The sequence below is a fragment of the Dyadobacter sp. 22481 genome, from assembly GCF_052044875.1.
Lineage (GTDB): Bacteria > Bacteroidota > Bacteroidia > Cytophagales > Spirosomataceae > Dyadobacter > Dyadobacter endophyticus.
Genome location: NZ_JBQENV010000001.1, coordinates 1,905,975 through 1,920,140, shown reverse-complemented (window position 1 = coordinate 1,920,140; position 14,166 = coordinate 1,905,975). Strand labels below are relative to the sequence as shown.

The 14,166-nt window shown below is 50.7% G+C and carries 11 protein-coding genes; 3 read left to right on the top strand and 8 right to left on the bottom strand.

Features of this window, described 5'->3' with window-relative positions; all coding sequences use genetic code 11:
* Positions 1–8: 8 nt before the first annotated feature.
* On the bottom strand, positions 9–893 hold the full coding sequence (gene bla, locus ACTJJJ_RS07420; protein ID WP_426294251.1) for a subclass B3 metallo-beta-lactamase: 885 nt from the start codon (positions 891–893) through the stop codon (positions 9–11).
* Between the two features lie 186 nt (positions 894–1,079).
* On the opposite strand from bla, the gene ACTJJJ_RS07415 reads away from it, so the two are divergent.
* The 3 genes from ACTJJJ_RS07415 to ACTJJJ_RS07405 all read left to right on the top strand — a co-directional run bounded on the left by ACTJJJ_RS07415 (position 1,080) and on the right by ACTJJJ_RS07405 (position 5,343).
* Positions 1,080–2,549: a hypothetical protein gene (locus tag ACTJJJ_RS07415; protein WP_426294252.1), complete on the top strand. Its 1,470-nt coding sequence runs from the start codon at positions 1,080–1,082 to the stop codon at positions 2,547–2,549.
* A gap of 78 nt (positions 2,550–2,627) precedes the next feature.
* Positions 2,628–4,448: a cytochrome-c peroxidase gene (locus tag ACTJJJ_RS07410; protein WP_440701690.1), complete on the top strand. Its 1,821-nt coding sequence runs from the start codon at positions 2,628–2,630 to the stop codon at positions 4,446–4,448.
* An 85-nt stretch (positions 4,449–4,533) separates the two neighbouring features.
* Positions 4,534–5,343: an alpha/beta fold hydrolase gene (locus ACTJJJ_RS07405; RefSeq protein WP_426294254.1), complete on the top strand. Its 810-nt coding sequence runs from the start codon at positions 4,534–4,536 to the stop codon at positions 5,341–5,343.
* A gap of 160 nt (positions 5,344–5,503) precedes the next feature.
* On the opposite strand, the gene ACTJJJ_RS07400 is transcribed toward ACTJJJ_RS07405, so the two are convergent.
* From ACTJJJ_RS07400 to ACTJJJ_RS07370, 7 genes are all read right to left on the bottom strand, one after another.
* A complete protein-coding gene (locus ACTJJJ_RS07400; protein WP_426294255.1) occupies positions 5,504–7,135 on the bottom strand; it encodes an SBBP repeat-containing protein in 1,632 nt (543 codons plus the stop codon).
* Between the two features lie 32 nt (positions 7,136–7,167).
* Positions 7,168–8,049 carry an anti-sigma factor family protein gene (locus ACTJJJ_RS07395; RefSeq protein WP_426294256.1) on the bottom strand — a complete coding sequence of 294 codons (882 nt, stop codon included), beginning with the start codon at positions 8,047–8,049 and terminating at the stop codon, positions 7,168–7,170.
* A 66-nt stretch (positions 8,050–8,115) separates the two neighbouring features.
* Positions 8,116–8,724 (bottom strand): RNA polymerase sigma factor, encoded by a 609-nt coding sequence (locus ACTJJJ_RS07390; RefSeq protein WP_426294257.1) that lies wholly within the window; start codon positions 8,722–8,724, stop codon positions 8,116–8,118.
* Between the two features lie 233 nt (positions 8,725–8,957).
* Positions 8,958–10,427: a hypothetical protein gene (locus ACTJJJ_RS07385; protein WP_426294258.1), complete on the bottom strand. Its 1,470-nt coding sequence runs from the start codon at positions 10,425–10,427 to the stop codon at positions 8,958–8,960.
* Between the two features lie 35 nt (positions 10,428–10,462).
* Positions 10,463–11,731, bottom strand: a complete 1,269-nt coding sequence (locus tag ACTJJJ_RS07380) for a caspase family protein (RefSeq protein WP_426294259.1) — start codon at positions 11,729–11,731, stop codon at positions 10,463–10,465.
* A gap of 29 nt (positions 11,732–11,760) precedes the next feature.
* Entirely contained in the window at positions 11,761–12,558 is a 798-nt protein-coding gene (locus ACTJJJ_RS07375) for a hypothetical protein (RefSeq protein ID WP_426294260.1), read from the bottom strand.
* 107 nt (positions 12,559–12,665) lie between these two features.
* A complete protein-coding gene (locus ACTJJJ_RS07370) occupies positions 12,666–14,141 on the bottom strand; it encodes a C1 family peptidase (protein ID WP_426294261.1) in 1,476 nt (491 codons plus the stop codon).
* Positions 14,142–14,166 lie beyond the last annotated feature (25 nt).

Here is a 14,166-nt window from a genome sequence, read left to right as displayed (position 1 = left end):
CGGTACGGTTATTTTTGTTTAAGCTTCTCGTCGTACTTCTTTTTCAATTCAGCGACGGCTTTGTCGTAGCCTGCTTTATCAAAAAAGGCTTCGGGGCGGTAGGGGTCGGAGGGTTTGTGTTTTTCGTGCAACGCAAACTGACTTGCATGCGACGACAGCCAGATATCGAACTGCTCGTTTTTCATTGCGGCCAATGTCTTGGCATAATCCTTGCCCACCTCGGGGTAGCCAGCCATTCCCGAGAGCTTGGTTTCATCTAAAATGCTCGGCATGTTGGCGATCAGGACTTTATAGGCCCGCTTCTCATCTCTCACCGTTAGCGAAAAGCTACTGGCGCCGGGCGTATGGCCGGGGTGGTGCAGCAGTTTTACCTGCATGGTACCCAGCTTGATAATCTCGCCGTTTTTGAGCAACTGATCGGCAGTTACCGGCTCGAAACTGGCACCATGCCCGCCCAATGCATAATCGGAAGCACCGCCGTCGGCCATGGATTTAGCGTCTCGTTCCTGGATCATCAGTTTGGCGCCGGTAGCCTTTTTAATAGCCGCCATTCCGGCCACGTGGTCGTAATGGGCATGTGTAGCGAGCAGTATTTTGATGTCTTCAAATTTAAAGCCCAGCGCCTGTATGTGCTTGCGGATAAGGGGTACCGAGCCTTCGAGGCCTGTGTTGATCAATATATGACCTTTGGGCGTCGCAATTAGATAGCAGGCCAAATCGTAAGTGCCTACGTAATAGAGATTTCCCGCGATGCGGAACGGCCGGTAGTCTTTCGACCAGTCGGCCTGGACGAACGGGGGCTTCCAGGTTTTGTTTTGCGCCTCTGATACAAATGGAGTGAGTAATGCCCCGGCAATGAGCGTAGTTATAAGCGTTTTTTGAAGGTTCGGCATAAGATTGATGGTAAGCGCGCAAAGATAGAGGCGGGGTGACTGGTATGCAAGACGTTGTGTTGGCCGCTGACGGCCGACCGCCGCAGGCCTATCTCTTAACAAACTGATAATAAATACATAAACTCGGCGAAAAGTGAATGGCTGTTCTTTGTGAAACTATTTCACTTAATCAGTTTATCACTCACCATGAAGCCTTTATTTACTTACACCGCATTGGCCGGCATTCTTGCGCTCGGGGCCTGCCAGGACCACCGCGATCCGAACAGTCCGGACATTACCCTGCAAAACCGTTCGGTGACACCCGTATTGGCCAAATTGCTCCCCGGCGCTACCAACGGACGTGTTTCGGCCAACAACGTGAAGCTTTATTCACTTCTGAGCAGCGACGACCAGCTGGAGCAATCGCCAGCCTACGTGTTTGGAGGCTCTGCCGATGGCGCCGGTCTTTTCCAGAATCCTGACGGCAACTACACGATCCTGGTAAACAATGAAGACAACTTCTCCGTGTCGCGCATTACACTCGATAAGGGTTTCAAGCCTGTAAAAGGCGAGTACGTACTCAATTCCGACGGAGGAACCTGGCGTTTGTGCTCGGCTACTTTGGTGACGCCGGTCGAGCATGGTTTTGGCCCTGTTTTTCTCACGTCGGGCGAAAGCGGCCAGGAATCGCGCACACACGCGGTCAACGTAGATTCGGACGTAAGCCAGGCGAATATCTCCCGCGAGGTAGCAGGTCTTGGCCGTTGGAGCGCCGAAAACGCAGTTCCGCTTCCTAAAACTGCTTATCCCGGTAAAACGGTGATCGTGATCGGCGACGACGATTCTGATGTGAATGGTGGCCAGGTGGCCATGTATTTGTCCAATACCGTGGGCGACCTCGACAACGGCGCTCTTTACATGCTGAAACGCGCTGATAACAATCAGAAAGAAAGGGATATGCAAGTCGGTTCGACTTATGATGTGGAGTTTGTTAAAATCGATAACCACAAGACGCTGACCGGAGCGCAGATCAACTCGAAAGTGAATGATCTGAAAGCGATCAAATTCGGACGTGTGGAAGACGTAGATTACCGCAAGGGCGGCGGCGCACAGGGCCGTGAGGTGATTTTTGCCGTGACAGGCCAGGACAACAGCGGCGTGAACGCCGACTATTCACGTTCGAAATACGGTCGTATTTACCGCGTTGTGCTCGACGCGAACGACCCTACCAAAGGTAAACTGGAAGTATTGCTCGACGGCGACGACCGTAACGGCATCGCCAAAACTTTCCAGAACCCGGATAACGTTTGCGCAACCTTCGACTACGTCTACATTATGGAAGATCCGAATGGTTATGGCGACGAAAAGCATGATGGGTATGTATATCAATTCAACCTCAATACCAAGCAACTGACCCCGGTTCTCGAAATAGATCACCGTCGTACCGAAGCTGATGCCGCCAAATACAATGTTGGTGGTACTTCTGCATTCGGCTCATGGGAAAGCAGCGGTATGATCGACGTCTCGGACGTTACCGGCCGAGCCAACACATTCATGCTCGGCATTCAAGCGCATACCTGGCGCGGTGACAAATACAAGGGTGTCGACGGCGGTTCTGTCCGTAAATCGGAGAACCAGGCCAGCCAACTGATTTTGATTGAAGGTCTGCCTCGTTAATTACATAGTTTTCAGACTCCTGGCCGGAATTTTCGGGCCAGGAGTTTTCCTTTTGAAATAATACCCACTCCCTGCACCATGCTGAAATTCGAACGTAACCCCAATTCATTCGTTTACCGCCACAGGAGGTTGTTGTTTTCAATCTTCCTGATCATCGTCATCCCGCTGATCGTCTGCCTCATCTGGTGGCTCACGAGCCCTAAGGCGGCTCCCGCGACAGGGGTAAAACGGACTTTCATGCAGAATATAGGATCACTCGATAGTGCTGTGAGCCGCTTGCAAGCCGATATTCGCGCAAAACATCCGGCCGCTATTCAGGAATCGTTCAAGCGGGCCCGTATTGCCTACAAGCGTGTCGAATTTATCTCGGCTTATTACAGTCCCGAAACCACCCGCGCCCTCAATGGCCCGAATATTCCCGAAGTAGACGACGACCTGCGTGTGAATGAACCACAGGGTTTTCAGGTTTTGGAAGAAATGGTGTTTCCCGAAGTGGCGACGGATGGCTATCCTGCGATGCTGCACGCAGCCAACGTGATTCGCGCAAACGTGACCCGGCTGCGAAAGGTATCAGAAACCAACGATCTCACAGACAGCCATATATTCGATGCGATGCGCCTGGAAATTTTCCGGGTTATTTCAATGGGTATTACCGGGTTCGATTCTCCGGTCGCATTCCACTCTTTGCCCGAAGTAGCGGCGGCCCTTGGAAGCGTACAGCGCCAATTGGGCCACTACACCGCCGATAATGCATTAGCGACTGAGCTCGACAGCGCCTTCAATGCCGCCATCGTGTATGTGGGCAAATCGCCGGATTTCAACGCTTTTGACCGGCTGGAATTTATTAAACAATATGCCAATCCGCTCAGCAGCAGCCTGCTCGATGCACAAAAGGCACTGGGTATTCCGGTTTTTACAGAAAAAAGATTGCTAACCCCGGCCGCGCGCACACTTACGGATTCGGGGGCGTTTAATGCCAATTACTTTGTCAACTTTGAAGAGCAGGCCATGACCACCCAGCGTGTTGCGTTGGGTAAAATGTTGTTTTTTAACCCAATCTTGTCCAGTAATTCGGGCCGCACGTGCGCTACTTGCCACCAGCCCGGCAAAGCTTTCACCGATGGCGAGCCGAAGAGCTTTGCGATCGGTTTCAACGGTGTGCGGGTCAGTCGTAATGCGCCTACCTTATTAAATGCTTCGTTTCAGGCCGTGCAGTTCGCTGATTCGCGCGTAACCTTCCTGGAAGACCAGGCCAGCGACGTGATCCGCAACCCGCAGGAGATGCATGGCTCGCTCCCCGACGCTGTGGCCACACTGCGCAAGCAACCCGAATCGCAGCAGCTGTTCCGGGAAGCCTATTCGGACGGCGTCACCGAAAGCAACCTCAAAAATGCTATCGCGAGTTACATCCGGTCACTTTCTTCGCTCGATTCACGCCTGGATCGTCATTTTCGTGGTGCTGAAAATACATTGACCATGGAGGAAAAATCGGGCTTCAACCTATTCATGGGGAAAGCCAAATGCGCAACCTGCCATTTCTTTCCGCTTTTCAACGGCACCGTGCCGCCGAACTATCTCGAAACGGAAAGCGAGGTGCTCGGCACGCCGGCCACGGCAGAAGGGAAAACGGTCGATCCCGATGTTGGTAAATTTGTGCTCACAAAGCGCGAGCCGCACCGCTATGCATTCAAAACGCCTACTGTCCGGCACATAGCGCTCACTGCACCTTACATGCATAACGGGGTTTTCAAGACCTTGGAAGAAGTGGTCGATTTCTATGATCGCGGCGGCGGGAACGGTTTAGGTTTTAATCTGGAAAACCAGACATTGCCCTTCGACAAGCTCAGTTTGACCGATTCCGAGAAGAGGGCGTTGGTATCGTTTATGAAGATTTTGTAAAATACAATTCCATTACTGACAATGGGTTGTCATTCTGACGCGGTTTCTTTGAAGTAAATTAATATTTACTTCAACCAACAACCCTATGAAAACGATCATCAGCAACGGTACACCCATCAGCTACAACACCTACGGCAGCGGCCCCGCTACGTTACTTTTTGTCCACGGCTCTTTCATCGATCAGACTTACTGGAAGGAGCAGGTTTCTTTTTTTAAAGAAAAATATAATGTTGTGACTATGGACCTGGCCGGTCACGGCGAGTCGGGAACCAACCGCGAAGCGTGGACACTTCAAGAGATGGCCGAAGATATTGTGAATCTCATCAAGGAGTTGAGACTTGAAAACGTGATCCTGGTCGGGCATTCGCTTGGTGCGAACCTGATACTTATGGCCGCAAGCGCGTATCCCGATCCCATTATCGGCTTCATCGCCGTCGACAATTTCAAAAACCTGGCAACTCCGCTACCGCCTGAATACGAAAGCCAGGTGGACGAAATTATCGCCAACTCAAAAAAGGCTTACGCTGAGACCAATGAGCATTACGCCCGGATGGTTCTCCTGACCGAACAGACACCCCAGTGGATCGTCGACAAGATTGTAGCCGCCTACCGCAATTCCTACGAGCCGATGGGCCAGCGGACTTTACCCCAATTTTTCACCATGGACCGCATTGAGCGGGCCGTATTGCCGTCGGTAAAACCCAGAATAAACCTCATTAATGTCAGCTATATGCCTACCAATGTAGCTGCTTTGGAACAGAATGCCGTCAATGGCTTTGCATTGATCGAAATCGCAGGCACCTGCCATTACCCGATGCTCGAATCGCCCAAGGCCTTGAATGAGGCGCTGGACGAGGTGATCGACGGCGTGCTGGAAGCGAAACTCGCAATATAATATCCACTACTTCGGGCGATGCAATGTTAGACCTACCGGATTGTAACAAAAAGCCGGGACGGTCGTCTATGCATTGTCAAGTGTAAGCAATGGCTTCACAACCCAAAACAAAAGAGCAGGCGTTTCGGCTGCTCTTTTTTGATGTTTAGAGAAATGGATTTTAGAGCTTGTAGCGGACGATGAAAGTGTTTTTAATATCCGGTTTGCTTTCCAATTGAAAAGCCTTGAAGCTCGCCACTCCGTGGAACCAGCCCGCTGCATACACATAGCCGGATTTGGTAACGCAAATCTTGTTGAGGCGATCTTCCAGAGTTCCGCCTGCTTTGGCAATAAAGCTGCTGGCTCGGTCAAGACTATTCGGATCGAGCTCCGTAATGATGATATCGGTACTTCCCAACGAAGACAAGGCCTTACCCCTCAGCATAGGAAACTGGGCCGAATTCGCGAATGATCCGCCCAGAACTATGTTACCGGTGCTGGTCAGTGCAATTCCGCCGTGATAGTCTTTGTTGTCATCGATAAAACCATTACTGCCATTCTGTATTTTGCCGTCGGCGTCCCATTTGAGCAAGTAAACGTTATCATCCCCTTTACTGCTTAGCGGAAACTCTTCCAGGGTACCGCTATGCATTCCCGTTACAAACACATTTCCGGAACGATCGACTTCGATATCGTAAGCGAAGTCATTACCACCGGAACCTATGCGACGCAACCATTGGAAACCGTTAATTGGACTCCATTTTGCAACAAAGGCATCTATTACATTGACAGCGGCAAGTGGCTTTAAAGGACTTGGAAAACTGACCGTTTTGAGAAAGAAACCTGTGACATAGGCATTACCGTCCAAATCTACCGCAATGGCCTCCGGTATTTGTATGTCGTCGCCGTCAATCATCATCGGCTCGTCGAAAGCACCCGTATCGGCATTGACGAGTACCAAAAAGCCATCATGACCATTGGCTTTCAGCGGGAGCGGCCGGTTGAAATCGATATTTTCCGTCGACAGGTCGCCTTGAACCCTGCCGATCAGGTAAAGCTTAGGTCCTTCACCAGCATGATAGAACGCCAGCGACCGTCCCTGGTCGCTCGCTGGTCCGCCGAACGTTTTGACCCAATCCCGAGCGCCATTCGCCTTGATTTTTGTAACAAAACCATCCTCGCCACCTTTGTACGAATTGTTCCATGCCGACACCTCACCACCAATAAACCCAGTTAGATAAACGTTATTTTCCTTATCCAGCGCTATGGCATTGCCGTGATCATCTTTCGGACTGCCATCAGTATATAGCCACAAGCACACGCCAGTGCTGTCAAATTTTGCCACGAAGAAATCATCCCCTCCTTTCGATTGCAGGACATGTCCATTTCCAAATTCGACCCGACCTGCGGCAGTTCCCGATACATAAATGTTTCCGTCGTTGTCCGATACAATATCGGTCGGGATATTTTTATCACCGGAAAGGCTGAATGGCTTTACATGATCGATATGCACAGCCTGCGTGCTGCCGCTGCTGCCGCCGTCGACGCCTTTGGCGGTTAATTTTACCTGATAAGTGCCCGCCGCCTGAAATTTGTGCGTTACAGATTGTCCGCTTGCCATTGGTGTGTCGTCACCGAAGTCCCAACGCATGTTTGCTGCATTCAACGATTCGCTCGTAAAAGTGATTTCACATGGATATGTGCAACCGCCTTCGGGTGTGTACGTGAAGCGAGCGAGTGGTCTTTCAGGTGTCTCTATGTGGCAGGCGATTGCAATCGACGCTATCAGAATATAAATAAAAAATCTCTTCATGGACCAAACGTCAGTAGGGAGGTATTGTAAAGTTACTGGATTTTCGTGAGTAATTCCGCAGCCTGTTTACTGTTCGGATTTTCGGGGTCAGCCACGACTTTTTTCAGCTCTTCGACACATTTTTTGAGGTCGTTCTGTTGCAGGTAGGCCAGGGCAATGTACCATCCGGCGACGCCCTTGACTTGCGCGAACCGGCTGGTTTCTACTTGCCTAAATTCCTGCAAGGCCGTTTCACTGTCCCGCGCCGCGAGCAGGCGGATGCCCTGGTGAACGTGAGCGGTGTCCGAACGCCATTGTTTGAGAGCGGACGGGCTCAGGCCGAGTTTTTCCTTCGAGAAAGGACTTTCCAGCTCCACTTTTTCGTTGAAATAATCGGCAAAAAATTCGGTTTTATTCACAGTAGCCGGGGCTGTCTTCGACTTTTTCTGCTCAGTAGGGACCGTTTTTACAATTCCTGGTTTGATCGTAGGCTGTATTTCCGTGGTGGTGTCCGGCCGGGTCGGCTTTTCGGCTGTTGTTACCTCGGAGATTATCGGGGCGTCATTAGGCACGGAGCTGAAATACCAGGCAAGGCCGATAGCGACGAGAATGCTTGCCGCTGCCGCAATATACGGCCAGCGGATCGCCAGGCGAGTCTCCGGGTTCAACGGGATGGTCTGGCCGGGTTGCGGATCGACTTGGCGCGCACCAGCCAGCAGCACGCCTTCGTTTTGCAGCTGGGTATGGATATCCTTAAACAGGTTCCTATATTTATTCGCTTTCAATCCGTTACGAATACGCCGTTGCGTAGCGACTTCACCGGCCAGGGCCTCGTCCGAATGCATCCGTTTTTCGAACTCCGTACGTTCTTCGGGCGTACCTTCGCCGCTTAGGTACCGATGGATTTCATGAAAAATTTCTTCCGACAATTCCATAAGTCAAATCGTGATTCGCTGGTAATACTTTACTGGTTGATACATGTCATCCGCCGATTCTTATCACTACAAGTGAAATTTTTCTCGCAGGTACTTTGCACATCTGAATCTTTTTACCGTGGCAGATGCCTCTGTCATGCCCAATTCTCCCGCAATATCTCGTAACGAACGGTCCTCGATATAGAACCACCGCAACACTTTCCGGCAATCTTCCGCAAGGAGTTGAAAAGCACGGTCGAGTTTCCTGAAAATCCAGCTGCGTTCGTCTTCATCGTAGTCTTGGGAGATGTTTTCGGCAAGGTCGTTTCCGAATGCATCGCGATCCTCGTCCAGGTCTGCTATGCTATCCAGGCTCACTTCACCGCGGCGGGCAGCCACACTGAGGCTCTTTTTCCATTGGTTGATGTAAATGCTCTGAAAGTAAGTCGTAATGCGCGTTTCGTCCTGATAAACAAAACTGCGATCCCGTATTTTGCTTACGAAGATGGCCAGGCACTCTTGCAAAAGATCCTCCGCCTGTTCCTGGTCGCTGCCTCGTTTTACTACATGGGGAATGCATCGCCGGTAGGTTTGAAGGTATAGACAAGTGAACGCCTCGTGTTTTTCGAGGAGCAGTTCTTCATAAAATAAAAGGTCAGAATCACGGTATCGTTTGCAGGAATCTTGGGGTGCCATTCATCTCGATATTTATACAAAAAAACAAAAAAGAGCCGGTTCGGGAAGTTTGCGGAGAAACAAATTGAAAAAAGTTGCAGAATGGTGATAAGGTTTCCGGCATTGCGCAGATAAACAACCGATCCCGAAAATCAGAAAGCCGATCCAGGCATTATGATCGGCGAAGGTTTTCGGGCTGTGGGTTATTATAAGGAGAGAGAGCCCGACGGTTTCGACGGGCTCTCTTTTTTAGTTTAAAGCGTCTTTCTTCGAGGCTGTGTAGTGATGGGAATCGTTCTTTTTGCGATTTTTTGGCTTTGGCCGTTTCCGGCGGTCAGCTCGACGATGTTTTTCAGGTCGTCGAGGATAAACGTGAACCCGTTTAGCGACCGGGTTTTTTCAATGGGTTTGAATTTTCCTTCTGTGGCATAGGCGAACAGCATTTCAAACCCGAAAGGCGCCGCGCATTCGAACTGTTCTGGCATATAAATCCATTTGCCTACCGCTTCGGATGTGATGGTAAAATCCTCATTTCGCAATTGTACAATATTTTTGGAAGCATCCTGGTAAATCATTCGGACGGTGCAAGGCTTGTTAGCGCGAACTTTCAACGTCATGACGTCGCCCTCCCGGTACGATTGAGGGCCGTATCCTTTGTCGGTACTCACTTCCAGTAATAATTCATCTTCTTTGGCCGCAGGCTGAACCTCGTCGGCCGAATTCACGATCGCCTGCACACGCGAGGCGTCTTCAATGAGCTTTTCATCAGGTTCTATTCCTGCATTCGGCACATTGGACAGCAATATTTCCGAAGAAAGAACAAAGCCGGTGGCGTGGTCGAGGCCATCAAAGAGTTGTACGCCGACTTTTAGAAAGTTCCCCGATTTATAATACCGGCCTTTCAGTTTGAGCAACGTTCCGGGGCTTGTGCTACCGGTCGGGTCGGTCTGGATATTGCTGCTCATCCGTGCCAGCGACGATTTCAGCGTGCCGGTTAGCTGTTTTGAAAAATCATTGGAGATTCCCAGGCCGTCGAATGTGATTTCTTCAATAAAGAGCTTCCATACATCTTTTTCCGGAAGGGAATGGATGATTTGCCCCGCGAGTTTGTCGATCACTTCCGGCAGGGTAAGCAATTCGAGCGGGTTTCGCTGGTCGTTTAGAGAAACCGTGGGGTTACCTTTGTCTTTCAGATCAGTGTCCATGAATCCTATCCTGGCCTCCGTCACCTGGTTTCCATCCATTTTTAGAAACACACCTGCCCGGCAGGGGACATTTTCCAGTTGCAGATGTTTCTGGCCCTGATAGCTGCCGAAAAGCGATTTTTTACCATAAAACAACACCAGATACCCCTCCGGTATCGATTGAAACCCGGCTTCTTCCCACTCAAAATGCCAGGAAAGGCCACCCTTTTTATAGCCAATGAACGCGATCCGTTTGTACTCCTCGAAATCGATCGTTTTGGTGCCCTTATTGCCGGGTATCAGGTCGTTTTCAAAACGGGCATCACGACGCAGGGTCGCATACATCCGATCATTAGCTTCGTCACGCTCCTCGCGGTCGACGATATAGGGATTGGTAAGCAGGCCGAATGCCGATTCAAAGTCTTTCAGGACCTGTTTGACACGCTCCGCCGACTTGATCTTGTAATAGGGGCTGAGCGTCTGCCCGATTGAGCAATGCAAAGGGAAAATAACGAACAGGATGATCAGCAGCCGTTTCATAGCGTTTTTGTAGTGGATGAGCTGGCTGTTTAATGCTAGTTGGGCTGGTGCAGGATCACTTCGCGGGTGAGCAAGCTGTTTTCCATCGGAATTTGTTGTCTGTTGGTCAACTCCATTACGCGTATACGCACCGTGCGGAAAATGTCTTCCAGGCGCAGGCCCGGCACATCGAGCGCTTTCAGGAGCTCGGCGGTATAGGGGCTGTTTTTACCCTCGCCGTCCAGCGCAGTGAAGCCTGGTTTGGTGGAGAACGTAATGAGGGTGCCGGCAGGTGCGCTCATACCCGCAAGGCCCTTGCTACCCGAGCTGCGCGTCCAGCTACGGCTCAATGGGTTGTCGCGGCAGGCGTCGAGGATCATAATATTGGTCCGCTGGGAATTTTCATCCGCGACCGCCATCTGATCGAGGATATCGTCTGCCGAAACTGCCAGGACTTTCAATTCAGTTTCTGTTTGGGGGCTGATATCGACCGGCATCAGGTAATTTTTACCGGCTATCTGCATGCCGTGGCCTGCGTAATAGAACAAGGCGACCTCCAAATCCTGGCTCTGGACGCTACTACCGAATTGCGCGACGGCAGCGCGTAATTCGCCTTGACTGGCGTCGATACGCTCGATAACGTCGAACCCGAGCCCGGTGAGTTTTTGCGTAATGGCCCTGGCATCATTTTCAGGATTTTGCAGCTTCGGACTGGCCTGGTACCCTGAGTTACCCACCACGAGTGCAATGCGCTTTTTAGCCTTCTGGTAAAAGATCGACCAGGTTTCGGAATAACCATCCCCCTTGCTATTGTTAGCCAGGAGCCTGACCGTGTTTTTTCCTTCGCTCAGTACAATTTGAGGAGAAATTAGCTTACCTCCCACACAACCTTGCTCCTGGGCAGGCATCGTTTTGAACGATCGTGTAGCAACCGGATTCACCGTGCCGTTGACTTCGACCCGGATATTTTCTGCTTCATTCAATACACATGCATTCAACCTGACTTCCGGCTTTTCGCTGTGCGTAAGGTTCGTTAACCATTTTATTTCGGGCTTTCCACCGCGATTGAGCGGATTGAAAACATCCCTGCTGCCATTTTTATAAATTATCTCCACAATGTCAGCCACCGGCATTGAAATCAGATTTTTGCCATCCACTGACCGGTACTTTACAACATCGGGATAAACTTCCCTGATCTCCACTACTTTCCTGTCGCGGGATGTTAAATAGATCGTATCTGCCGACGCACTGCTTTGGCAAGCCGATACCGGTTTGACATTGATAGCGGTACAGGCAAGTGCGAGGATTATAAAAACGTGCTTCATAACGTTGAACAGGTGGTGATGAAAGAAGCTTAAAACGAAAATGCGATCGTGAGACCGGTTGCCCTGCGCGACGGTGCGTAAAATGGCTGGAAAGATAACTCCTTTTTTTTCTGAGCGAGTTCCGAGCGCGTCTTTCTGGTCAATCGTAAGTTTTTAAGACCTATCCATTCCAATGCAAGTCCTCCCGCGACGGCCGCGGCCCCGAAATAAATGCCCGGCGTGGCAAATGCACCAAAGCTTTCCTTCTTTTGAAGGTCGCCGGTGGGTGGGGAGCCTTCGTAGTTAGCCTTATACCAGGCCGTGTAGGCGTCGTTTGTCTTCCTGATTTCGCTTGTGTAGGAATTATAATCCTTTCCCAGCTTGATAAACGTAGCTGCGCCCGCGACCATTGCAGCTGTACCGGCTGCGAGGTAAATGTTACTCCGTTTTTTATATTTTAAAGCATTGTTTTCCAAAAGTTGCAGATCGACTGCTGTTGTCTCATTTGCTTGTTCCCTGGCAAGTTTGAGGGGTTTTTGCTCTTGACCCGCACCAGCTTTCTCGTATTCAATTTTCGAAACCTCTGAACGAAAAATGAAATAGTCCGGGCCGGTTGGGTTGCTGAACCTTTTATAGCGAATGTATTTTGAATCGGTACCCAATACTTTCGCATGGATCTCCTGTCCGTCTTTACGAATAATCTTGTCCTGTGCACTGGCCGCGATCGAAAACATGATGCCCAATAATACAACCAATGCGGGCACAACCATTCCTTTCCGTACGGAAGTTGTTTTGCCGGAACAAAACCTGGCGCCTGTGCTTTGACTGGTATACAAAGACTTGTCCAAAACGAAGGGATTAAAAGTGGTAATCGGCTTTAAAAATAAGTAATTGAAAGCAAATCGGGTTAAAATATTATCCAAGGTAGGAATTGCCGCCGGATAGGAGGGGCACGCTATCGGTGGACGATCTTCACCAGAATAGGTACTACACTTCCCTTTCGTCCACCCTTGACTTCGTAGGCTACTTTTCCCGGTTGGTAGACGATTTCCCTGGACGGAATAAACTCGTCACCCAACGCAGCATAGGCTTTCTGAACGATCGTACCCGTAGCATTCTTGACTTTTGCGGCCAGCTCTTCCAGGTTCAACTCGTTTTGAGAAATAAATACGATGAAATAATCCTCTCCGCTTGCTTGGTCGAGCGTAAAAGAGGAATGTAGCGACGGCATCACAACGGAGCTGTTCGCCGGCACAACAGCGCTCGTTACCAGCTCTTCCGAAGTGTAGGGGAAAATGGCCGAGACGCGGTTTTCCTTGTCGGAACCGAGAATGTAAACGTACGACTGCCTTGTATTGTTGACGATCATTTTAAACCGTGTTCCGGAAGCATAAGATCTGTTCATCGCGTAAGTGAGTATTTCGGTATGACCGGCCGGCCGGGCCGGCGTTACCTGTGCACTCTCGTCCACCGTCGAGTGCACGGCCATCGCCTCGTTCCCAAGCACGAAATCGACATCTCCTTTGAGAGTTACTGCCTGCGCGAGAGGTTTGCTAATGGTTTCAGAATAAATTTGATACGCATTTTTTGCGAAGCGGACCAGGTCGCTGTACCGGGCCCAGGTGTAGCCGTTGCGTCCCCAGGCTTTCCCCCAGCTGTTGGCAATCAGGAACGAGCCTTCACGAATGTGATCGTCATAACCTACCACCGCCATCGAATGGCCTCCGACGGCATTGTCGGTCGTTTCACCAGGGGCGGCCTGCCAATGACCACTTGCTTCATCAACAAACGAGGGCGGCACCAGCATTCCGATCAGCACGGCATTTTTTCCTTCAACCAGCGCCGATTTGATGGCATTAATACGCTGCTCGGGTGTGCTGTCGGCGTCCTTCGGGCTGAATAGCGTGGCATAGTCGCCGATTTTATAGCTGGCAGCTTTCTCGTCGCATTGCTCATACCGGGCATCGCAGTTTCCCGGCGCACAGCTCATGAATGCGGCGCCTTTCGTCTTCATCACTTCCAGGGCGTCTTCGAGAAAAATCCCTTCTGCGCACCCATTGTCCTTGCCTGATTTGAGCTGGCCGTAGAGCCATCCGGGGGAGAATGCCGTAGCCGAAATCTTCTCCGGTTGGTTGCCGATACCCAGTTTACCCGCTTCCATGGCCGTGCGCATGTAATACGCGGCCGACCATCCTACGCAAGTGCCGTCCATGCCCTGGTCACCGATCTCCGGGAGTTGGGGCCGGATGTCAAACGATTCGGGTAGCGGGCTTTTAAGTAAAATATCGGGCGATTTGCGGGGAAGACGGAGGTATTTGGAGTCATCCATTTTTAAACCCATGCCGCGTCTTTGCACCTGCGAGTAGGAAGGCCGCAGGACAGCCAAGCACGCAAGTGCAGACAATGCGGCGATTTTGATGGTAAACCTCATTTAGGTCGATCGGTTTGGGTAATAA